This is a genomic window from Brevibacterium siliguriense (assembly GCF_900105315.1).
Classification (GTDB): Bacteria; Actinomycetota; Actinomycetes; order Actinomycetales; family Brevibacteriaceae; genus Brevibacterium; species Brevibacterium siliguriense.
On the sequence record NZ_LT629766.1, the window covers coordinates 1,039,426 to 1,061,254 of the forward strand.

19 protein-coding genes and 1 tRNA gene are annotated in these 21,829 nt (G+C 64.0%); 9 read left to right on the forward strand and 11 right to left on the reverse strand.

Features of this window, described 5'->3' with window-relative positions:
- Window positions 1-152 precede the first annotated feature (152 nt).
- Together BLU88_RS04505 and BLU88_RS04510 are read right to left on the reverse strand one after the other, a co-directional pair.
- A complete protein-coding gene (locus tag BLU88_RS04505) occupies window positions 153-782 on the reverse strand; it encodes a LysE family translocator (protein WP_092010458.1) in 630 nt (209 codons plus the stop codon).
- A gap of 49 nt (window positions 783-831) precedes the next feature.
- Entirely contained in the window at window positions 832-1,686 is an 855-nt protein-coding gene (locus tag BLU88_RS04510; RefSeq protein ID WP_092010462.1) for an NmrA family NAD(P)-binding protein, read from the reverse strand.
- Between the two features lie 169 nt (window positions 1,687-1,855).
- Between BLU88_RS04510 and BLU88_RS04515 the strand changes: the two genes are divergently transcribed.
- The 5 genes from BLU88_RS04515 to BLU88_RS04535 all read left to right on the forward strand — a co-directional run bounded on the left by BLU88_RS04515 (window position 1,856) and on the right by BLU88_RS04535 (window position 7,091).
- Entirely contained in the window at window positions 1,856-2,428 is a 573-nt protein-coding gene (locus BLU88_RS04515) for a TetR/AcrR family transcriptional regulator (RefSeq protein WP_092010465.1), read from the forward strand.
- A 467-nt stretch (window positions 2,429-2,895) separates the two neighbouring features.
- The gene (dnaK, locus tag BLU88_RS04520; protein WP_092010468.1) at window positions 2,896-4,758 is read left to right on the forward strand and encodes a molecular chaperone DnaK; all 1,863 of its coding nucleotides are present in this window, start codon (window positions 2,896-2,898) and stop codon (window positions 4,756-4,758) included.
- On the forward strand, window positions 4,758-5,438 hold the full coding sequence (locus BLU88_RS04525; RefSeq protein WP_092010471.1) for a nucleotide exchange factor GrpE: 681 nt from the start codon (window positions 4,758-4,760) through the stop codon (window positions 5,436-5,438). Before dnaK ends, BLU88_RS04525 begins: the two co-directional genes overlap by 1 nt.
- 181 nt (window positions 5,439-5,619) lie before the next feature.
- Window positions 5,620-6,636 carry a DnaJ C-terminal domain-containing protein gene (locus tag BLU88_RS04530; RefSeq protein WP_092010474.1) on the forward strand — a complete coding sequence of 339 codons (1,017 nt, stop codon included), beginning with the start codon at window positions 5,620-5,622 and terminating at the stop codon, window positions 6,634-6,636.
- Window positions 6,637-6,650: 14 nt separating this feature from the next.
- Window positions 6,651-7,091, forward strand: a complete 441-nt coding sequence (locus BLU88_RS04535; protein ID WP_092010478.1) for a heat shock protein transcriptional repressor HspR — start codon at window positions 6,651-6,653, stop codon at window positions 7,089-7,091.
- 89 nt (window positions 7,092-7,180) lie between these two features.
- Here BLU88_RS04535 and BLU88_RS19120 read toward each other — a convergent pair whose 3' ends face one another.
- The 4 genes from BLU88_RS19120 to BLU88_RS04550 form a co-directional block, all read right to left on the reverse strand.
- Window positions 7,181-7,423: an LPXTG cell wall anchor domain-containing protein gene (locus BLU88_RS19120; protein WP_407922850.1), complete on the reverse strand. Its 243-nt coding sequence runs from the start codon at window positions 7,421-7,423 to the stop codon at window positions 7,181-7,183.
- Window positions 7,420-8,508, reverse strand: a complete 1,089-nt coding sequence (locus BLU88_RS18520) for a hypothetical protein (RefSeq protein WP_231939585.1) — start codon at window positions 8,506-8,508, stop codon at window positions 7,420-7,422. The genes BLU88_RS19120 and BLU88_RS18520 overlap by 4 nt, the downstream gene beginning before the upstream one ends.
- A 241-nt stretch (window positions 8,509-8,749) precedes the next feature.
- Window positions 8,750-10,882, reverse strand: coding sequence for a hypothetical protein (locus BLU88_RS18350; protein ID WP_197678186.1), 2,133 nt, complete (start codon window positions 10,880-10,882; stop codon window positions 8,750-8,752).
- 222 nt (window positions 10,883-11,104) lie between these two features.
- On the reverse strand, window positions 11,105-12,220 hold the full coding sequence (locus BLU88_RS04550) for a diacylglycerol/lipid kinase family protein (RefSeq protein WP_231939586.1): 1,116 nt from the start codon (window positions 12,218-12,220) through the stop codon (window positions 11,105-11,107).
- 81 nt (window positions 12,221-12,301) lie between these two features.
- On the opposite strand from BLU88_RS04550, the gene serS reads away from it, so the two are divergent.
- Together serS and BLU88_RS04560 are read left to right on the forward strand one after the other, a co-directional pair.
- Window positions 12,302-13,582 carry a serine--tRNA ligase gene (serS, locus tag BLU88_RS04555; protein WP_092010481.1) on the forward strand — a complete coding sequence of 427 codons (1,281 nt, stop codon included), beginning with the start codon at window positions 12,302-12,304 and terminating at the stop codon, window positions 13,580-13,582.
- Between the two features lie 111 nt (window positions 13,583-13,693).
- On the forward strand, window positions 13,694-14,554 hold the full coding sequence (locus BLU88_RS04560) for an HAD family hydrolase (RefSeq protein ID WP_231939587.1): 861 nt from the start codon (window positions 13,694-13,696) through the stop codon (window positions 14,552-14,554).
- 62 nt (window positions 14,555-14,616) lie between these two features.
- Here BLU88_RS04560 and BLU88_RS04565 read toward each other — a convergent pair whose 3' ends face one another.
- The 5 genes from BLU88_RS04565 to ilvA form a co-directional block, all read right to left on the reverse strand.
- Window positions 14,617-15,465 (reverse strand): HAD family hydrolase, encoded by an 849-nt coding sequence (locus tag BLU88_RS04565; protein WP_092010487.1) that lies wholly within the window; start codon window positions 15,463-15,465, stop codon window positions 14,617-14,619.
- Window positions 15,462-16,043 carry a hypothetical protein gene (locus BLU88_RS04570; protein ID WP_092010490.1) on the reverse strand — a complete coding sequence of 194 codons (582 nt, stop codon included), beginning with the start codon at window positions 16,041-16,043 and terminating at the stop codon, window positions 15,462-15,464. Before BLU88_RS04570 ends, BLU88_RS04565 begins: the two co-directional genes overlap by 4 nt.
- The gene (locus tag BLU88_RS04575; RefSeq protein WP_092010493.1) at window positions 16,040-16,540 is read right to left on the reverse strand and encodes a proteasome activator; all 501 of its coding nucleotides are present in this window, start codon (window positions 16,538-16,540) and stop codon (window positions 16,040-16,042) included. Before BLU88_RS04575 ends, BLU88_RS04570 begins: the two co-directional genes overlap by 4 nt.
- On the reverse strand, window positions 16,537-17,547 hold the full coding sequence (locus BLU88_RS04580) for an NAD(P)H-quinone oxidoreductase (RefSeq protein ID WP_092010496.1): 1,011 nt from the start codon (window positions 17,545-17,547) through the stop codon (window positions 16,537-16,539). Before BLU88_RS04580 ends, BLU88_RS04575 begins: the two co-directional genes overlap by 4 nt.
- Window positions 17,548-17,614: 67 nt before the next feature.
- A complete protein-coding gene (ilvA, locus tag BLU88_RS04585; RefSeq protein ID WP_167356865.1) occupies window positions 17,615-18,886 on the reverse strand; it encodes a threonine ammonia-lyase IlvA in 1,272 nt (423 codons plus the stop codon).
- A 196-nt stretch (window positions 18,887-19,082) separates the two neighbouring features.
- Between ilvA and BLU88_RS04590 the strand changes: the two genes are divergently transcribed.
- The gene (locus tag BLU88_RS04590) at window positions 19,083-21,587 is read left to right on the forward strand and encodes a maltokinase N-terminal cap-like domain-containing protein (protein ID WP_092010501.1); all 2,505 of its coding nucleotides are present in this window, start codon (window positions 19,083-19,085) and stop codon (window positions 21,585-21,587) included.
- A 122-nt stretch (window positions 21,588-21,709) separates the two neighbouring features.
- Window positions 21,710-21,797, forward strand: a tRNA-Ser gene (locus BLU88_RS04595).
- The last annotated feature ends 32 nt before the right edge of the window (window positions 21,798-21,829 follow it).

Genomic DNA, 21,829 nt, shown 5'->3' on the forward strand with positions numbered 1-21,829 from the left:
CTGCGATGGGCACGGTTCCGGCACGCCCGTTTCGTCATCGAAGCGCCGAGGTCAAACCCGCGTGGTGCGTATGTTCGTGCATGATCAGCCTACTGTTCGAGCGTTCTCGAATTCTCTATCCGCCTACCCCGATCGCGGGTTGCTCGCGCGCGTCAGTGCTCAGTGGCCAAGCGCACTCCAAGGTCGATCATCACAGCAGTGCTCGTGCGATCGAGCCAGATCTTGACGCGTTCGCGTGCGAGCACGCCTCGAGCACGAGTGGCTGCTAGTACTATCGCCGAGTGCCACAAGATTCCGATGGCAAGTGCAATGGACATCAGTAATACGCCCCAGCCCGCGGCGGGTGATTCTGTGGGAAGGAACTGGGGGAGGATGCTGATGTAGAAGACTCCGACTTTGGGGTTGAGCATATTGCTGATCAGTCCGCTGCGGGCAGCGTCGATGGGGTTCTGCGGAGTCGGTGCCGCCGTCTCCGTTTCCGTCGACCGGTTGAGTGGAAGGGGCTTCCAGATCGCCGTGCAGCCCAACCACACCAGGTAACATGCTCCGGCGATCCTCACGATGTCATAGGCGACCGTTGAGGCGGCCAGCAGCGCAGTCAGGCCAACGAGGCTGGCTCCTGCCCGGATGGCGTGCCCGATCTCGATACCGATGACGGCAGCGAACCCTGAGCGTCGTCCGTGGAAGAGCGTTGATCGGAGTGCGATCATCAGGTCAACGCCGGAGGTGGCCGCGCTGATGGCCGCCACGAGGACCCAGCTCATCAGATGCTGTGGTTCCATTGTCTTCTTGCGTGTGATGCCGGCGGTGAGTCATCTCAGCGTGCTCGGCTCAGCTGCCGATCTCGTCAGCCAACTGCTCAGAGACGCTGAGAGGTTCTCGCCCGAGGAGTTCGGTGAGCTGCGCATCTGAGTGAGCGAAGTGGCCGATCCGCGTTGCCTGGAACATCGTGAGGGTGAAACGTGCGGCAGCTTCCGGAACTCCAGATGCGACTTCCCCGGCAATCCACTCTTCGTCTCCGACGGTGATGCGTTCGATCTGCCGTCCGGCCAGTTGCGACGCCGCCGAGGCGAAATCGGTGAGCGTGATCGGCGAGGCGGGAGTCAGATCGACCGAACCGTTGTACGCGACACCTCTGATGAGGATTTCGGCTGCTGCTTCTCCGGCGTCCCGGCGGTCGACCCAGAAGAAGGGGCCGTCGGCGGGCCGGGCGACGGCGCCGGTTGAATGCCAGGGCCCGACCAGGTCCGCGATATCGCCGTAGAAGCCATACCGCAGAGCAGTCCAGGCCACCCCCGATGCTGCGAGATGGTCCTCTGACATCGCGTGGATCGTCTGTGGCAAGTAGGGCGAATCTGCCGATGCCGCATGTTGGCTGGTGTAGAGAACGTGCTGCGCGCCGGCCTCGACCGCGGCGTCGATCGCACGGCGGTGCTGAGCGGCGACATCGGCACTGAGGTCGTTGGAGGAGACGAGAAGTACCTGGTCAGCGCCTTCGAACGACTCGCGCAATGCATTGGGCTCGTCGTAGCTGCCTCGTCGCACACTGACGCCCCGTTCGGCAAAGCGCCGGGCTCGGCTGGGATCGCGGACGCTGACGCCGATCTGGCTCGCGGGTAAACGCTCAAGGAGATGCTCGACGACGGCGCCGTTGAGGATACCTGTCGCTCCGGTGACGATGATCATGAGGCGTCCTTTCATGGGCCAGGGCTCGAAGTGAACGGCCATCGTCGAAGAAGGGACGCTCAGGTGAGCACCGATGATAAGTTGACTGATATTGTCAATTTGTCTGGGAGTACGATGATGCCGAAGTTGACAATGGGTGTCAAGTTGTTTGGAGTGAAGGGATGCTGCTGTGATCGAACAAGACTCGACTGAGCTTCGTACCGATGCTCGGCGCAATGTCGATCGGATTAGGGAGGCTGCCGTGGAAGTCTTCCGCGAGGAGGGTTTTTCGGCGTCGTTGGATGAGGTAGCTTCGAGGGCTGGAGTGAGCAGGGCGACGATCTTCAACAGATTCGGCGGGAGAGCAGGACTCATCGATGCTGTCATCGACGCGGTCGTTGCCTCGGAGCTGCGCGGCATCATCGACGATGCTCGATCCGCCTCCGGTGTCAAGGTGCGGATCCGGGGGTACATCTCTGCCATCAGGGATATCCAGTATCGAATTCCCGCGGTCAATGATGTGCTGCTTCAGGAGTTCCCGGAATCAGGTGAGCTGATGGCCCTCTGTCATAGGGGTAGTCGTTTTCATGATGAGTTGGTGGCCGAGGGGTGTGCAGAAGGTGTCCTCAGTTCATCGTTCGCGGCCAAGGACTTTCACGAACTGGTTCTCGACAATGCCGCCGTGCTCAAGCATCGCGGCCGCCCATCGCGTCCTGACTATGACCGCCGCACCGAGTTCGTGCTCAATGGGATCCTGCGATGAGCCTGTGGCATATGCGCGACTGCGGAATTGCTGACGCGCATACGACCAGGGCGGCCGGATTGGGTATGCCCCTGGAAAGCGGGTCCCGTCTGCACTCTCACAATCGTCGCGACCGAAGAGCCTGCCTCGGTGAGGTGGATCAATTCCCTGTCCAGCAACGTCTTCGCCGGCGTACCTTTGGCTTCCTGGTCCCGGCGTGAAAGTGAGATTCCGGCACGAAACCCGAGAACCTGCAACGGCCGACTGAAAAGAATTCCTCTCCCGCTGGAATAAAGTCGGCCTCAGCAAAGTTGAGTCTAGTGTACGCAACTTTGATGAGGCCGACTTGACGGTCGGAACCTCGAAGAGAATACTTGAGTCCGGTTGGCTCAATGTGTGCGGTTGAGTGGTTCCGACTCAAGGACCGGAGCCGCCCGATCGCACGCATTCGAGTCGCAGGAACTCACGATCTATAAGGAGAGAAAACTATGGCACGTGCAGTCGGAATCGACCTCGGAACCACGAACTCCGTCGTCACCGTCCTCGAAGGCGGCGACCCGAAGGTCATTGCAAACGCGGAAGGCGGTCGCACGACCCCGTCCGTCGTCGCAGTCAACAAGAACGGCGACTCGCTCGTCGGTGAGATCGCTAAGCGTCAGGCCGTCACGAACATCAAGAACACCGTCGCATCGGTCAAGCGCCACATGGGCACCGACTGGTCCACCGAGATCGGCGGCAAGAAGATGACGGCTCCCGAAGTCTCGGCCCGCATCCTCCAGAAGCTCAAGCACGACGCCGAAGAATACCTGCAGGAGAAGGTCACCGACGCGGTGATCACCGTTCCCGCATACTTCAACGATGCTGAGCGTCAGGCCACGAAGGACGCCGGTGAGATCGCCGGCCTCAACGTCTCGCGCATCATCAACGAGCCCACCGCTGCCGCTCTGGCCTACGGCCTCGAGCGCGGCAAGGAAGACGAGCTCATCCTCGTCTTCGACCTCGGTGGCGGTACGTTCGACGTCTCCCTGCTGGAAGTCGGCAAGGACGAAGATGACTTCTCCACCATTCAGGTTCGTGCGACCTCCGGTGACAACCGCCTCGGCGGCGATGACTGGGATCAGCGCATCGTCGACTGGCTGGTCGAGCAGGTCAAGAACAACTACGGTGTGGACCTGACCAAGGACGCCACCGCTCTGCAGCGCCTCAAGGAAGCCGCTGAGCAGGCCAAGAAGGAACTGTCCTCGGCGACCAGCACGAACATCTCGCTGCAGTACCTGTCGATGAGCGAGAACGGACCCATCCACCTGGATGAGACCCTCACCCGTGCGAAGTTCGAGGACCTGACCAAGGACCTCCTCGAGCGCACCAAGGCTCCTTTCCACGCAGTCATGAAGGACGCCGGCGTCTCCGTCAGCGACATCGACCACGTCGTCCTCGTCGGCGGTTCGACCCGTATGCCCGGCGTCTCCGCCGTCGTCACCGAACTCACCGGAGGCAAGGAGCCCAACAAGGGCGTCAACCCCGATGAGGTCGTCGCCATCGGCGCTGCCGTGCAGGCTGGTGTCCTCGTGGGTGAGCGCAAGGACGTTCTGCTCATCGACGTCACCCCGCTCTCGCTCGGACTCGAGACCAAGGGCGGCGTGATGACCAAGCTCATCGAGCGCAACACCCCGATCCCGACCAAGCGTTCGGAGACCTTCACTACCGCTGAGGACAACCAGCCCTCTGTGTCGATCCAGGTCTTCCAGGGTGAGCGTGAGTTCACTCGCGACAACAAGAACCTCGGCACCTTCGAGCTGACCGGTATCGCTCCGGCTCCTCGCGGCGTGCCGCAGATCGAGGTCGCCTTCGACATCGACGCCAACGGCATCGTCCACGTGTCGGCCACCGACAAGGGCACCGGCACTGAGCAGTCGATGACGATCACAGGCGGTTCCGCACTGCCGAAGGAAGACATCGACCGCATGGTCCGCGAGGCCGAGGAACACGCAGAAGAGGACAAGAAGCGCCGTGAGGCAGCCGATGTCCGCAACAATGCGGAGAACCTCGCCTACCAGACCGAGAAGCTGCTCACTGACAACGCTGACAAGTTGCCCGAGGAGCTCAAGACCGAGATGCAGGGCGATGTCGATGCCGTCAAGGAAGCACTCAAGGGTGAAGACGACGACGCCGTGAAGAGCGCCTACGACAAGCTCGTTGAGAACCAGCAGAAGATCGGCGAAGCCATCTACAGCCAGCAGGGCGGTGCCGAAGGCGCCGAAGCTGCCGGTGAGGGCGCAGCCGATGCCAGCACAGACGACGATGTCGTCGACGCTGAAGTTGTCGACGAAGAGGATGAGGAGAAGAAGTAATGACTGCCGAGGGCAACGACAAGTCGTCCGAGGAGCCAGGCTTCACCTTCAGTGACAAGCGCCGGGTTGATCCGAACACCGGTGAGGTCCGTCCCGAGGCCGACGCGCAGTCGGCCTCGGCCGGGGTCGGCGAGGAGCCGACCGCGGATCCGAATGCCGAGCAGCAGGGTGCGGCCGCGGCCGATGCCAGCGACCTCGGTGTGGACATCCCCGCCGATGCCTCGGGTCTTGAGGACACCGAGCCGGCAGCCGAGCCCGAACCGGGTTCGGAAGCCGCGGACTACCTGGCCGACCTCAAGCGCATCAACGCCGAATATGCGGCGTATCGGATGCGCGCCGACCGGGAACGCGAGCGTGCGGCACTCGGCGGCACGATCAAGGTCGTCGAGGCCCTGATCCCCGTGCTCGACGAGGTCAAACTCGCCCGCGAGAACGGCGACGTCACCGGGCCTTTCGAGACCCACGTGAACAAGCTCGTCGAATCACTGAACAAGATCGGCGTCGAACAGTACGGAGAGGTCGGCGACGAGTTCGATCCGAACCTCCACGAGGCGCTCATGCAGCAGCCCTCGGACGAGGTCGAGACTCCGACGCTCTTCCTGGTCATGCAGCCGGGCTACCGAATCGGGGAGCGCATCATCCGCGCTGCCCGCGTCGGCGTCCAGCAGCCGGAGGACTGAGCTACGACCACGATCGCCGAGGCGGCCGCCCGCCCCGTACGTCAGTTCACCGACGTACGGGGACGGGGAACCGCCTCGGCGACGGTCCGGATCTTCGGGGCTTTGCCCCGGCGATGCGGATTGTGAGAGGACAAGTGAATACCGTGATGACTGGATTGTTTGGAAGGAAAGGAGGTGCCAGGTGAATACCGGACCTCAGAATGATTGGTTCGACAAGGACTTCTACAAAACCCTCGGCGTCTCCAAGGATGCTTCCGATGCCGAGATCAAGAAGGCCTATCGCAAACTCGCACGCAAGTATCACCCGGACGCCAACCCCGGTGATGAGAAGGCCGAAGAGAAGTTCAAGGAGATCGGCCAGGCCCACCAGGTGCTCTCCGACAAGGAATCCCGGGCCCAGTACGATCAGGTCCGAGCCATGGGCGGCGGTGCTCGGTTCAGCGCCGGTGCAGGCGGACCCGGCGGTGCTGCCGGCGGCGGATTCGACGACGTGTTCTCCGACCTCTTCGGAGGCGGCGGACGGACTCGGACCCGCACGACCTACGGCGGCGGGGGCGACGTTCCCCCGGACCTGGCGGATCTGCTCGGCGGATTCGGCGGAGGCTTCGGCGGTGGCGGCGGATACGGCGGGTACCAGCCCCCGGTCAAGGGCGGCGACATCAAGTCGAGCACGACGCTGTCATTCACCGAAGCCATCGACGGCGCCTCGGTGAAGCTGAACATGCCCGGCGGGAAGCCGCTGACCGTGCGCACCCCGATCGGGGTCAAAGACGGACAGAAGATCCGCCTGGCCGGCAAGGGCAAGACCAGCCCCAACGGCGGCGAGAACGGTGACGTCATCCTCACCGTGCACGTGAGCCCGCACCCGGTCTTCACCCGCGACGGTGACAACCTGCGGATGGATCTGCCGATCAGCTTCGACGAGGCGACCCTCGGTGCCGAGGTCAAGGTGCCGACCCTGGGCGGAATGCCCGTCAAGGTCAAGGTCGCACCGGGGACGCCTTCAGGGCGGACCCTGCGTGTGCGCGGCAAGGGCGTGAAGACGAAGAAGGGCACCGGAGATCTGCTGGCGACAGTCGAGATCGTGTCGCCGAAGAACTTGTCCAGGGAAGCCAAGCAGGCGGTCGAATCGTTCAAGGCTGCCACCGAAGGTGAGGATCCACGCGCTGGCTTGCTGGACAAAGCCAAGGCCAGTTGAGGTGGTGAATCACAATGCACATTTCATCGAGTGCGGCGGTGTATGTCATCTCGGTGGCAGCGGATCTGGCGGGCATGCACCCGCAGACGCTGCGGCAGTATGACCGCCTGGGTCTCGTCACTCCGGAACGCACCGCGGGCCGGGGGCGACGCTACTCCGGAAAGGACATCGCCAAGCTGCGACTGATCCAGCAGCTGTCGCAGGACGAGGGAGTCAACCTCGTCGGGATCAAGAAGATCATCGACCTGCAGAATCAGGTCGATGCGCTCAAGAGCCGCAATGAGGAGCTTGAGGACGAGGTGCGGACCCGCAGATCGGCGCAGGAACGCGATGCACGCGTCTTTGCAGCCGGCACCGTGGGCGGGGACGTCGTCTCGATCTCGCGCGGACGTCGCCCGCAGGGCCGTCCGGAACCAGGAGCCCTGGTGCTGTACAACCGGTACCGACGCGGCTGAGATAAACACAATAACGAAGAGCGCAGACCCGAACGGGTCTGCGCTCTTCTCAGTTCGCGTCGAGCTCTGCAGAGCTCAGGCGGTCGCTATCAGATCTCAGCGGGATCCTGGGCCACCTTCTTGCGGCGCATGGTCATGGCGACTGCAACTCCACCGATGAGGAGGAGGCCGGCGCCGCCGACGAGGCCGGTCAGCTCGGTACCGGTGCGAGGCAGGTCGCCCCCGTTGCCGGCATCACCGTTGTCGCCTTCGTCGTTTCCGCCATTGCCGTCTTCGTTTCCGTCGCCGCCACCGGCATTCGGATCCTCCTCGACCGAGAAGTCACCGGTCAGTTCGTCATCGCCGCAGGTGACGGTGACATCGTAATCGCCGACGTAGGCCGAGGCATTGGACGCGCTGGTGCCGTAGACGTTGACGTTGGCCTTGCCTTCGTCGTCAGCCTGAACGGTCTTGTCGAAGGCGGTGACGCTCGATTCGCCCTTGGGGGTAACGAGGAAGCGGACGTCTTCACCGGGCTCGCAGTTCTCGACGGCGAGGGTGACACCCTTGTCTTCCTTGACGAAGTCAGCGGGGGTGATCGACTCGGGGAGACGGTCAACGTGGCTTCTTCAGCAGGAGTTGTGGGGTCCTCGGTCTTGTCTTCGGTGATGGTGAAGCCCTGAGCCGGGGAGTTGGTCTTGGTCGCCTGGTCGACGCCCCAGACGGTGTAGTCGCCGGCCGGAAGTGCGTCGTCGCCCTCGAACTTCAGGGTTGCGGAGACTTTGCCCTCGTTGTCGGCTTCGACTTCCTTGGTTGCGAAGGGTGACTGTGCGGTGCCGCCCACGACGGTGACCTTGCCGCCGGGGGTGAAGCCCTCACCGGTGACCGTGATGCCGTTCTTCGCGAAATCGCTCTGCGAGATCTCGTCGGTGTTGAGCGAGACCTTCGGATCCGCCTCGGGAGCCTCGGGCTCGTCGGTGTCATCGACAACGTTGAAGCTCAGTCCGTCGTAGGTGCGCTGCTCACCATCGCGAGTGATCGTGACGGAGAAATCAACCGTACCGTTTTCGATGTCCTCGGCGGGCTGAGTGGAGTAGATGTTGTATTCGAAGTTATCGCCCTCAGCAGTTCCAGCTTCGCCGGTGAGCGAATCCGAGATCTTGTCTCCGGCTTCAAGGCCGGTGATCGTGACGACGATACCCTTGTCCTTGTTGGCGAGATCCTCGGCAGTGATTTCCTTGGGGGAGGTCGTCACCTTTGCCTCGATAGCCTGCGCATCAGCCTCAGGTGATTCAGACGCAGTGCTTTCCTGGGCGTCGCCGGAGTTCTTGACGACAGAGTGCGAGTAGTTGACCGAGCCGGGGGCAGCGATGACTGGGGATGCGGCCAGGCCGGTGATGGCGATGGCCACCGCGGGGGCGAGGGCGAGCTTCTTCATGTATTTCCTTAGAAAATTACAGCTGGGTGTGAAGTATTACGAATGTAACAGTAATGCAACATTCACCACACGCATAGTTGTGTTCGTTTTGTTCAGTGCTGGCTTCGGCCCTGTCGCAGAGTTCATTCTCCATTCATCCTGACCGCCCGATTCGTCGCGGACTGCAGAGCAGAAGGAAGGGCGGCTCAGCGTGTGCTGGGCCGCCCCTCCGAATCGATCCAGGCTGTCCGCCTGGCTCGGATCAGAAGCTCGTCGGAGTCTGACCGAATTTGTTCTTGCGGCCGGTCAGTGCGATCGCGGCACCACCGACGAGGAGGAGCAGGGCTCCCGTCGTCAGTCCGCCGAGGTCGGCTCCGGTGCGAGGCAGCTGGCTTCCGTCGTCTCCACCGTTACCGGCATTTCCGTTGTCGCCGCCTCCGGAGCCGCCGCCGTTGGCACCTTCGGTGACTGTGAAGGAGTCCTTCATGGTGTCATCGCCGCAGGTCGCGGTTGCGGTGTACGCACCGACGTAGGCGGAGACATCCGACGAGGTGCCGAAGACGTTGACGGAGGCATTGCCTTCGTCGTCAGCCTTGACGGTGTTCTCGTAAGCCGTGACGTTGATGCCCTTCGGGTTGACCTCGAAGTGGACATCTGCGCCGGGCTCGCAGTTCTCGACGGCGAGGGTGACGCCCTTCTTCTCATTGGCGAAGTCCGCTGCCTCAACCGTCTTCGGTGAGACCTTGAAGGTCGCCTCGGCGGGTGCCTCGGTCTCGCCGTCGTCACCGTCATCTTCGCCGACAACGTTGATGTTGCCTTTGAGGGTCTCCGACTCGGTGCCCTCACGGTCGATGGCGACAGTGAACGGAACCTTGCCGACCTCGAGACTGTCCGGGTTGCCTCGGTAGTAGAGGTGGAGCTTGTAGTCTCCGTCAGCCTCTGCGGTCTCGCTCTTGCCGGTGAGCGAGTCGGTGATCGTGTCGCCCTTCTTCACGCCGGAGACGGTGACGGTCACGCCCTTGTCCCTGTTGGCGAGATCCTCGGCGGTGATCTCCTTGGGATCGACCGTGAGCGAGGCGTCGATCGGATCGACAGCGTCGTCTTCGGTGATGGTGAAGCCCTGAGCCGGGGAGTTGGTCTTGGTTGCCTGGTCGACGCCCCAGACGGTGTAGTCGCCGGCCGGAAGTGCGTCGTCGCCCTCGAACTTCAGGGTTGCGGAGACTTTGCCCTCGCCGTCGGCTTCGACTTCTTTGGTTGCGAAGGGTGACTGTGCGGTGCCGCCCACGACGGTGACCTTGCCGCCGGGGGTGAAGCCCTCACCGGTGACCGTGATGCCGTTCTTCGCGAACTCGCTCTGCGAGATCTCGTCGGTGTTGAGCGAGACCTTCGGGTCGATTTCCGCGACCTCATCGACGACGTTGATTTCGCCGTCAAGGGTCTGTGATTCTTCGCCCTCACGTTCGATGGTGACGGTGAAGTCGACGGGACCCTCTTCGAGGTCTGCTGCGTCCCCCTTGTAGTAGATCTTCTTGGAGACGGTAGTGCCTGAGGCGGTCTCGGACTCTTCGGTCAGCGAATCAGTGACTGTGTCGCCTTCTTCAAGACCGGTGACCGTGACGTTGACGCCCTTGGTCTCATCTGCGAGATCCTCAGCGGTGATCTCGTCCGGGGAGACGGAAAGCGAAGCGTCGATGGCCGCCTGGAGGTCGACCTCGGCGGTGCCGGCGACGTTCTTGCTGTCGGCGCCGTCCCGCTGCACCTGGACGGCGAAGGAAACCGACTCCTGCGTGACCTCTTTGGCAGAGCGCAGCTTCAATATTGCGGTCGAGCCCTGAGCGGTCGTGGCAGGGCCGGTGAGGCCGGACTTTGCCGAAACCTTGTCGCCCTTCTCGAGGCCGGTGACCTTGACAGTCACGCCTTCCTCGGCGAGTTCTTCGGCCGTGACCTCGCCCGAGGTCACCTGCACCGAGGCGTTGATCGGATTGGCCTTGTCCTCAGACTTGTCGTCGTCCTTGACGTCCTTGTCCTCGTCCTTGGGGGCAGGGGCAGGCTTCGGATCGACCTTCTTCGGCGGCTTCTTGGCGTCGTCCTTCTTGTCCGCCTTGTCCTCGGCCGTCTTCTTCTTGTCAGCGGCCTTCTTGGCTGCTTCGGCCTTCTCCTCGGCCTTCTTTTCGGCGGCCGCCTTCTCTGCCTTGGCCTTCTTCTCTGCCTCAGCCTTCTCAGCAGCGGCCTTCTTGGCTTCTTCCTTCTTGAGCTTCTCGGCTTCGGCCTTCTTCTGCTCGGCGGACTGCGATGAGGTCGACTGGGCAGACGTCGATTCCGCAGCAGCGACCGGGCTCGCGACAAGCCCGGTGAAAGCGAGCGCGACTGCCGGCGCGAGGATGATCTTCTTCATTGGAGTGCCTTCAATCTCTGTGGCGAGGGGTGTGATACGGCACTCATCCTAGGTTCTGAGGGTTTTCCAAACTATTTCTGTACGTTTTGTTCAGGTTTAAAAGCGGTAACACTTGGGTGGATTTCTTTAACCATCTCGTGACCTACTCGTCGGTAAAAGAATGACTGTCGCGGCCGCCTCGGCGAGAGGGAGCGCCGGCCGCGCGAACTCAGCGATTCCGACCTAGACCGGCCACGCCTCGGCGCGGATCTGCTTGCGCTGTTCGACAGTCGGCACTCGGACGGTCAGGGCCGAGGGATCGACCTCCATCTCGAGGTACGACGACTGCCCCAGCGGATCCCCGTCGAGTTGAATATCAACGTCGTCACCGGCTTCGACGACGACCTTGCGGCACTTCCGAATATTCGTGTGCAGCCCGCGTGAGGCTCGACGGCCGGCGATCGACGCGAGCACGCCGACCCACTGCCCGAGGTTCTTCGGGCTGACGATGAGCACGTCGAGCATGCCGTCGTCGATGACCGCCTGCGGCAGCAGTTGGATGCCGCCCTGCAGCCGGCCGCAATTGCCGCCGAGGACCGAGCGCACCCTCGCCGAGATCCGATATTCGTCGTCGAACGTGACCTTTACATGACTGGGTTTGCCGGTGAGCTTCCGCGATCCCGCTTCGACATAGGCGAGCCATCCGAGTCGCGCCTTGAGATCATCGCTGGTGTCGGCCATGACCGCGGCATCGAATCCGAGCCCGGTCATCACGGTGAAGATATGGGTGTCGCCGTCCGGGGCGGTCTTCGCCTTCCCCACGTCGATCTCCCGGTTGCGCCCCCACAGGGCGATCCGCAGCGCCCACTCCGTCTTATCGAGGACGAGATCGATATTGCGTGCGAGCAGGTTTCCCGTTCCCAGCGGCACGATCCCCATCGGAGTCGAAGTTCCCGCCAGCGCCGAGGCGACCGCGCGGATTGTCCCGTCACCGCCGGCGGCGATGACGACGTCGACCCCCTCGTCGAGGGCGCGGGTGGCGGCTCCCTCACCCGAGTCGTCGACGGTGGTCTCGAGCACGAGCGGAGGGCTCCATCCCTCGAAACGGCAGATCGCCTCGGCGGTGGAGGACAGATTGTGGACATCGGTCTTCGTGGGATTGACGATGAGTGCGGCACGGTACCGGGCGGAATCATCGACGACTTCGTCGGAGAGGTTCGCCGGGTGGGCATAGCGTCTCATCGTGTTGAGGGCGCGACGAACGCCGGTGCGGCGGCCGATGAGGAACGCGGCCACGAGCACAGCGAGTGCGCCGATGATGATGACCCAGGTCATCAGGGGATCCAACTCGATGATCATGGCCCAAATGTACAGTGCGGAACTCAAACGCGAGCTGAGGGTCGAATATCGAAAACAGGCCCGGCCCGTTAAGCTGAGAGGGTGATCGATCTAGCGCTTCTCAGAGACAACCCGGCCCTGTTCAAGGCATCGCAGGAGGCTCGCGGGGCATCCGTCGAGCTCATTGACGAGGTCATCGCCGCCGATTCTGCTCGTCGTGCGGCCATCACCGCCTTCGAAGACGCACGTGCGGATCAGAAGTCCTTCTCCTCTCAGATTGCGAAGGCGGCGAAGGAGGACAAGCCGGCACTCATCGCTGAAGGCAAGGCGAAGTCCGAGGCCGTGAAGTCGCTGTCCGCGGAGTCCGAAGAAGCCACTTTCGCCTTCGACCAGCTCGTATCGAAGGTCCCGAACCTCATCATCGACGGCATCCCGTCGGGCGGCGAAGAGAACTTCGTGACGCTCAAGACCGTCGGCGAGCCCCGCGACTTCACCCCGGACGGCTTCGAACCGCTCGACCACCTCGAGATCGGCGAGAAGCTCAAGGCCATCGACACCGCCCGTGGCACAAAGGTCTCCGGATCGCGCTTCCATTACCTCACCGGATTCGGTGCGAAGCTCGAGATGGCTCTGCTCAACCTCGCGCGTGACGTCGCCGAGGAAGCCGGATTCAGCCCGACCATCACCCCGACCCTCGTTCGTCCTGAAGTCATGCGGGGCACCGGCTTCCTCGGCGAGCACGCCGACGAGGTCTACCGCCTCGAAGCCGACGACCTGTTCCTCGTCGGCACCTCCGAGGTGCCACTGGCCGGTTACCACATGGACGAGATCATCGACCTGACCGACGGTCCGCTGCGCTACGCCGGAATCTCCTCTTGCTACCGCCGTGAGGCCGGTTCCTATGGCAAGGACACCCGCGGAATCATCCGCGTCCACCAGTTCCAGAAGGTCGAGATGTTCGCCTACGTCCCGGTCGAGGGCGCCGAGGCCGAACATGAGCGGATGCTGTCGCTGCAGGAGAAGATGCTCGGACTGTGCGAGCTGCCCTACCGAGTCATCGATACCGCCGCCGGCGACCTCGGCGATTCGGCCGCCCGGAAATTCGACTGTGAAGCCTGGGTGCCGACCCAGGGCACCTACCGCGAACTGACCTCGACGTCGAACTGCACGACCTTCCAGGCCCGGCGTCTGCAGATCCGCGAACGCCGCGAGGGTTCGACCCGCCCTGTGGCCACCCTCAACGGAACCATGGCCAACACCCGTTGGCTGGTGCCGATCCTCGAGAACCATCAGCAGGCGGACGGCTCGGTCACGGTGCCGGAGGCACTGCGGCCCTACCTCGGCGGGATGACCGCCCAGGGGCCGGAAGGCCCGCGCTTCTGAGGCTGTGTCGGATCGCGGGGCACTGACCGTTCGGCGGAACTGAGCGGAACATGGTTGGGTTCGGCCGCCTCGGCGCCGGTAGGAACGACGATAAGAGAATCTACGAATACGTTGGGAGACACATTGACCCCGCACCTCATCGCACTCGATGTCGACGGCACGATCGTCGGCTACGACGGATCCCTGTCGGAGTCGGTGAAGCAGGTGCTCGATCGGCTCGCCGAGGATGGTCACCATCTCGTGATCTCCACCGGCCGTGCCCTGCCGGGTGCGCTCGAGGTCGTCCACGCGCTCGATCTCAAGCACGGTTTCATCGTGTGCTCGAACGGGTCCGTCGTCGTCCGCCTCGACCCGGAGCTGCCGTTGGGGTGGGAGATGCACCATGTGGTGTCGTTCGACCCGAAGGATGCGCTCGAGCAGATGCACGCGGCGCTGCCGACGGCGCTGTTCCTCGTCGAGGATCCGGACCTGCACCGGTGGGCGTCCGGAGCCTTCCCGGTCGGTGAACTCGCCGAATCGGACACTCTCGACATCGTCGACTTCGAAGCGCTGCTGACCAAGCGGGCCACCCGCATCGTCATGCGCGAGGTCAATGGCACCGCCGAGGAGTTCGCGGCCGCTGTGGACTCGCTCGGACTCCATGAGGTCAGCTACTCGGTGGGGTGGAGCAACTGGCTCGACATCGCTCCGGACGGGGTCTCGAAGGCCAGCGGTCTGGAGATCGTGGCGGAGGAGCTCGGAGTCGAGCATGCGCACACCGTGGGTGCCGGCGACGGACTCAACGACCTCGAGATGATCGAATGGGTCGAACACGGAATCGTCATGGGTCAGTCGAAGGATGAGCTCAAGGTGCACGCGAGCGTGGTCACCGACTCGGTCGCCGATGATGGCTTGGCCACCGCCCTCGTCGATTACTTCACCCTCGACCCACGCCTGCTCGACGCGGAGGGAACCACCAACACCCGCCCCTAATTACTACCTGACGGCGGCCCAGCTACCTCGCGCAAGGTTGCTGGGCCGCCGTCAGGTAGCAACTAGGGGCAGTTGGGGCGGGCGTCTAGGACTGCGTCGAGGTAGCGGGCGACGCCATCGTCGTCGACGGCCTCGGTCACGGCCGCGGCGATCGCCTTGACCGAACCCAGTGCATTGCCCATTGCGACTCCGTGGCCGGCCCAGGACAGCATCTCGATGTCATTGGGCATGTCGCCGAACGCCATCACTTGCGACTGCGCCACGCCCAGGTGGTCGCACAGGTCCTCCAGTGTCTTCGCCTTCGTGATCCCGAGCGGTGCGAGTTCGACGAGCCCGTTGTCCGGTTCGGAGAACGAGGCGTGACAGGTGCCGTCGACGAGGGGGTCGATGAGGTCGTGCATCGCCTGCGAATCGCTCGTCTCCAGACGCACGAGCACCTTGACGACGTCTTCGCCGGTGAGTTCGGAGACATCGTCGATGATGCGGGCCTCACGCGGTCGGCCGGTGACGAACTCCCGGTCGATGAAACCGCCGTTGAGCGTCTCGTATGCGAACCGGGCCTCGGGATGATCGACGCGGACCGCCGCCGTGATCTCCGTCAGAGTCGGCACGTCGATGGTGTGCGCATCGACGACAGACTGAGAGGCGATGTCGTAGACGACCGCACCGTTGAGGCAGACGACCCGGCCGAGGTCGGGAACCTGCTCGGCGATGGGCGCCAGCCACCGCATGGGGCGCCCGGTGACGAGGACGAAAGGGATCCCCGCACCCTGGCAGCGGTGGATCGCATCGATCGTGGCCGTCGAGATCGGTTTCCAGTTCAGCAGCAGAGTGCCGTCGATATCGCTGGCGACGAGGCCGAGGTCGAAGTCGTCGGGCGGCAGGATATCGGGGCTGATCGGAGGTCTCATGATGCCTCTACCCTAGCGAGGATCTCCTTCGCCCGCCCCAGCAGCTCCTCGGCATCCGTGACGAATCGATCCGCAGCCTCGGCGCACGCAACGATCGACCGTCCCAACGGCCCATCCGACCGTGCCATCGATGCCGCAAGAACCGCCTCGCCGACCTTCGACGAGGCCTTCGTCAGCAGCTCCGGTGTGTCGCCGACGGCCTGCCGCGCGGGCCCGGGAACCACCTGACCGGTGACGGGAAAGCGGGTGTGGAGGGTCGCGGTGAGGTCGTCGACGACATCGACGAGCGCGTTGAGTCGGTGGGTGCCGTCGACGATGACATCGACCGGATCGGTCGCCGAGGCGGCCATGACCTCACCGTCGGATGTTTCGTCCACTGTCGCCGAGGCGGCTCCCGACGCGGCGCTGTCACCGGAGCCTCGTGCTTCGTGGAGGGCCACCGCGGTGGTGTAGTACCGGTCGACGGCGCGGATGAAGCGGTCACGATTGTGCCGCCATAGGCCGGTGCCGAACCGATCATCGTCCTTGACCGCGGTCTTCGTCGCCTTTTTGCGCAGGCCGGAGAGGAAGCGCTTCACAGATAGTTGCCGGTGCCGCGATCGTCGCGGTCCGACTCCTTTTCATCTGGCTGCCCTTCGGCCGGTGTCATTCCGGGCGGAACCATTCCCTGAGGCAGCTGACCGCGACCAGCCATCTGCTGGGCCATAGCCTGCTGAGCCATGATCGCCGTCTGGATTCCATGGAAGAGACCTTCGAGCCAGCCGACGAGCTGAGCCTGTGCGATCCGCAGCTCCGAGGTCGTCGGGGGACCGTCGGCTGAGTCGAAGGGCAGGTCGAGGCGTTCGAGCTCATCGATGAGGTCCTTCGACAGGCCGTCTTCGAGTTCGTCGATGGAGCGACGGTGGATCTCGGCGAGCCGTTCGCGTCCCTTCTCATCGAGTTCGGTGCCGCGAACCTCCTCGAGCAGCTGCTTGACCATGGTGCCGATGCGCATCACCTTCGCCGGTGAGGACACGTCGGCCTGATCCTTCTCGGCTCGAGCCAGTCCGTCGCTGCGCTCAGAGTTCTCGGTCATTGCTGTGCGCCTTCCTCATCGACGATGAGCAGAACCTTGCCGATATTCGACCCGTCTTCGAGCGTCTGATGGGCACGGACGACGTCGGTCAACGGCATGGTTTCGTGGATGATGGGGCGGATGTCGCCCGAGATCACGGCCGGCCACAGCTGTTCGGCCACCTCGGCGACGATGGCGATCTTCTGTTCCTTCGGCCGCGCCCGCAGGGTCGTGGCGGATACGGACTTGCGCGGCTGCATGAGCCAACCGAGGTTGATCTCGGTCTTCGTCCCGCCCTGCATGCCGATGATGACGAGGCGGCCGTCGGTGCCCAGCGCCTTGATATTGCGTTCGAGGTACTTCGCGCCGATGATGTCGAGGATGACATCGGCGCCCGTCGACCCGTCATCGTGGGTGCAGATCTCACGGACGCGTTCGACGAAGTCCTCTTCGCGGTAGTTGATGACGGCATCAGCGCCGAGGCTGCGGCAGAATTCGGCTTTCCGATCCGAGCCGACGGTCACGACGATCTTCACGCCGAGGTGGCGCGCAACCTGGATGGCGGCCGTACCGATGCCGGACCCGCCGCCGTGGACGAGCAGCCATTCGCCGGCCTGCACCTGTCCGCGGCCGACGATGTTCGACCAGACGGTGGACAGGACCTCGGGGAGAGCAGCCGCCTCGGTGAGGTCGAAGTCATCGGGGACGGGAAGCAGCTGGCCCGCGGGAACGGGTACGGATTCGGCGTAACCGCCGCCGGAGAGCAGAGCCGCCACCCGGTCGCCGACGGACCAGCCCGTGACTTCGGCGCCGAGCTTCTCGATCGTGCCGGAGACCTCGAGGCCGGGAATCAGGGTGGCCCCGGGTGGGGGATCGTAGAATCCGCGTCGCTGCAGCAGGTCGGCCCGATTGACCCCGGCGGCATGGACGCGGACGAGGACCTCATCTGCGGCGAGCTCGGGCGTAGGTACGTCGGTGACCTGGAGAACCTCGGGGTCACCGGGGGAGGAGATCGTGATAGCGCGCATGTATCCACTCTAGTAGCTGGGCGCGCGAGTGGGCAGGGGCTTCCGCCCTCACACGAGCAGCGCCGCCTCAGGCGAAGAGGCGGAACATCGGCGAGTTCTGATGGACGCGCTCGACTTCGATATTCGATGCCTCCATCCGCTCGAGCAGGTTCGGCAGGTCCTCGGCATAGCCAAGCTGAATGCCGACGAACGCCGGTCCCGTCTCCCGGTCGGAGCGTTTGACGTACTCGAACATCGCGATGTCGTCCTCGGGCCCGAGCACCTCGTTGAGGAATCGGCGCAGGGCACCGGGCTCCTGCGGGAAGTCGACGATGAAGTAGTGCTTGAGTCCCTCGTGGACCAGGGAGCGCTCGAGGATCTCCGGGTAGCGGGAGATGTCGTTGTTGCCGCCGGAGACCAGGCACACGACGGTCGATCCCGGCTCGATTGTGATCGGCTTGTCCGAGTCCGGTCCGCCGATCCCGGCCGATGCCAGGGCTCCGGAGGGTTCGGCGATGATTCCGTCGACCTGGTACATATCGAGCATCTCGGTGGCCACCGCACCTTCGGCAACGGGGCGGATGTCGAGGCCGAGTTCGGCGATGACGTCGTAGGTGATGTTGCCAGCCCGGCGCACGGCAGTGCCGTCGGCGAAGCGGTCGATGTTCTCCAAGGTCACAGGGTGGCCGGCCTTGAGAGCTGCGATCATCGAGGCGGCCCCGGCTGGTTCGGCACCGATGACCTTCGTATTCGGCATCAGTTCGGCCGCATAGGCGGCGACTCCGGCGAGCACTCCACCGCCGCCGACGGGCACGATGATGTAGTCGGGATCAGTCTCGAGCTGAGCATGGATCTCAGCGGCCACGGTGCCCTGACCAGCGATCGTGCGCATATCGTCGAACGCTGAGACCAGGAGCGCCTCATTGCGTTCGGCGAACCGGTGGGCCAGCGCCGAGGCGTCGTCGTAGGTGGAACCGGCGATCTCGATCGTCACCTGCTCCCCGCCGAAGTGGCGGACGCGTTCGATCTTCTGCTTCGGCGTCGTCTTCGGCACGAAGATCGTGCCCTGGATACCCAGTTCCTTACACGCCCGGGCGAAGCCCTGGGCGTGGTTGCCCGCCGAGGCGCACACGACACCACGGGCGCGTTCGTCGGCATCGAGCTGGAGCATGAAGTTGAAGGCTCCGCGGATCTTGTAGGACCTGACCATCTGCAGGTCCTCGCGCTTGAGGTAGACGGTCGAACCGGTTGCGGTCGTCAACCGCTCGCAGATCTGCAGTGGCGACAGGATGACGGAATCGGAAATTCGCAGCGCAGCCGCCTCGACCTCGCCGGCGAGTGTGAGTTTCTGGGGTGTCATGTCTGTTTCAACCACCAGACTATTGTGCGCCCTTTGTCTTGCCATTTGGCAACTCGTATCGACATGAGGACACCTCGCACCCGCCAGAACCCAGCGATTCGGCTCCCGACTTCGAGGTTTCGGGTGCGCCCTGGACGGTCTAGACCCCATATCATGATTGGATGGAGGATGCCCGTAATCCCTTCTAGGAGACGTCATGGCCATCAGCAGTGAGCTCGAACAACTGTTAGCCAGCTGGATACCCCGACAGCCGTGGTTCCCCAAGCACGCAGCAGATTTCGGGACCGACCCCGACATCACCCCCATGTCGGTGGCCCGCGCGTTCACTTATACCGCCGACGAACTCGGCGGCTTCGCCGGCCTGGTGACCGTCATCTCCGTCGGCGACGGCCCCACCCTGCGTCGCCTCAACATCCCCCTGACCCTGCGCGGTGCCGAGGACATGCACCTGCGCCACGCCCTCATCGGCCGGATCGACGACCTCGCACTCGGCACCGTCTACGTCTACGACGGCGCAGCCGACCCCGTCTTCGTCAACCTCATGGCCGACGCGATCACCAAGCGCAAGGTCTTCGACGGCGGGCAGCTGTCCACCGAATCTCTGCGCCACAGTCAGGAGAAGACCGATGCTCGGGACCGCGCACCGATGCCGTTCCCGGTGACCGCGAACGGCGATGCCGCCTCGGCGAATGGATCGACGAACACCTCCGCCGAGGCGGTCCCGCCGAAGCCATCGATCGGTGACCTCACCGTCGGGGCGGAAGACGTCATGCCCGTCGAGATCCGCCCGATCGAGGTCTCGGACTCCGGTCAGCACAAGTCGACTGTCGTCATCCACGACGAATACGAGCCGATGGAGCTCTCATTCTTCCGCGTCCTCGAGAACGGAATGCCGTCATCGCTGACGATTCCCGTCCTGCTCACCGAGGCGGGATCGCGCAGCGTGCCCGAGGTCATCGGCTGGGGCTCGGGCCGCTGGTACGACATGTTCGAGGTCCAGGAGATGGAAGCGCCGATGGCGCTGCTCTCCCACGTCGATGTCGATGCCGAACCTGCCTGGCGCGAGGCAGTGAACACGGTGTGCGCGGTCGACTCCGGTTCGATCGGGGCCTACAACGCCCACGCGGCGGAGATGGGTCGGCGCATCGGCGAACTCCACACGGATATGGCCGCCGAGTTCGGTGTCGTCGAAGGTGCCGGCGAACCGACGAAGCAGCTGGTGCAGAAGTGGGTCGAGCGCATCGACTGGGCGCTGGGGCGGGCGCCTCTGGCCCTGGATTCGCTGGTGCCGGAGCTGCGCGGCCACCGTGCCCGGCTGCAGAGCCTCGAGACCATCGGCACCCTGCAGAAGATCCACGGCGAGCTGACGTTGGACCATGTGGTCAGTTCCTCGACCGACGGCTATTCGGTCGTGAAGTTCACGGACTCGACGAGTTCGGACCCCAAGCCTGCGGCATTCGACCTCGTGGCCCTGCTGCGCAGCATCGACTACGCCGCCGGTTTCGCTCGTCTGCAGCGCACCGACGCATTGGATTCCGAGGACGGCTCGCTGGTCGTCAGCGGCTTCGGCAATGATCCGGGGGCGCTTCGCAAGATCTTCGACTCGCCCGAATATCTGTGGGCCTCGCAGGTGCAGAACTCGCTGCTGTCCGGGTATTCGCGTGCTCGCGGTGACAGCATCGGGCTGAGCGATCCGGTGCTGCGGGCGGCACTGGTCGACCGGCTCCTCGTCGAGGTCGTCACCGAGCTGCGCAACCGTCCGAACTGGCTGTCCGTGCCGCTGGCCACGCTCACCCTCGTGCTCAAGGGCAAGCCGTCCCGCGCCGAGGAGGCTCCAGAGACCCGCCCCAACTGGGCTGACTCCGTCGATGCTGGGTCCGATGCGGCCGAAGACGCTCCTGCTTCCAGAGACGCTGCCGGTGCTGCTGGTGCCGAGGGCTCGGATGCTGATGCCGGGCCGAGCGATTCGTTCGCCGTGGCTCCACCTGCCGACGAGGCGACCGCCGCCGATTCGGAATCGGTCTCTGCGGCACCTCGCGGAACCTCTGGTGCCGTCGCGGCCGCAATCGCGAACTCAGATACCGATGGTTCAGACACCGAGGACTTGGCAACCAACAGATCCGAAGCCGGTGAAACCGAAGCCGATGGTTCCGCGACCAACGAGTCCGAAGCCAGTGCCCCCGGTGCCGACGAGGTCGAAGTCGCCGATACTGCGGAGAACACCGTTGACGCGGTCGCGGATTCCGACATCGACGATGTCGAGGACTCGACCGTGGTCCCGCCCCAGGACGATGTGCCCGAAGCAGCTCCCGCTCCGGCCGCTGAAGACGAGGAATTCGTCGACGACGAGGAGCCGGAAGCTCCGGTCCGACGAGTCCCGGCCTCCTTTGCGGCGCGCGGGGCCACCTCGGAGGACGCCGACAGCACCGGGCACGAATCGCAGCCGGCCAAGCCGAAGGACGCACCGAAGCTCGGCCACACGTGGAGCGAACGTTCGCAGAACTCCGGCAGCGACCGCGGAACATTCGGCGAGCAGGTCTCCGACCGGCCGAACAGGAGTCGCGACGATTCCCCGACACGGCCCGACGAATCCACGGACAAATCCCGGGACAATTCGAAGCCTGCCGGCGGGTCTGTGTTCGATGACCTCCTGGGCACCGAGCGTAAGCGGAACCGGATGAAGAAGCGCAAAAAGGACTGATCGCCTCTCTTGAACCGCCAATTGGCAGATGTTGCGGCGGTTGTGAGAAACTATGGTGGCTCGACCTCGCGTGGAGCAGGCCGGGTTCGCTCCATCGCTGTCACAGGCATGGAAGAACCGAGGGAAGCGTGTCCGAGCGGCCGAAGGAGACGGTCTTGAAAACCGTTGTGCGGCAACCCCGCACCGTGGGTTCGAATCCCACCGCTTCCGCCCCGTGGAAAGCCCCCGAGCTCTTCGTCAAC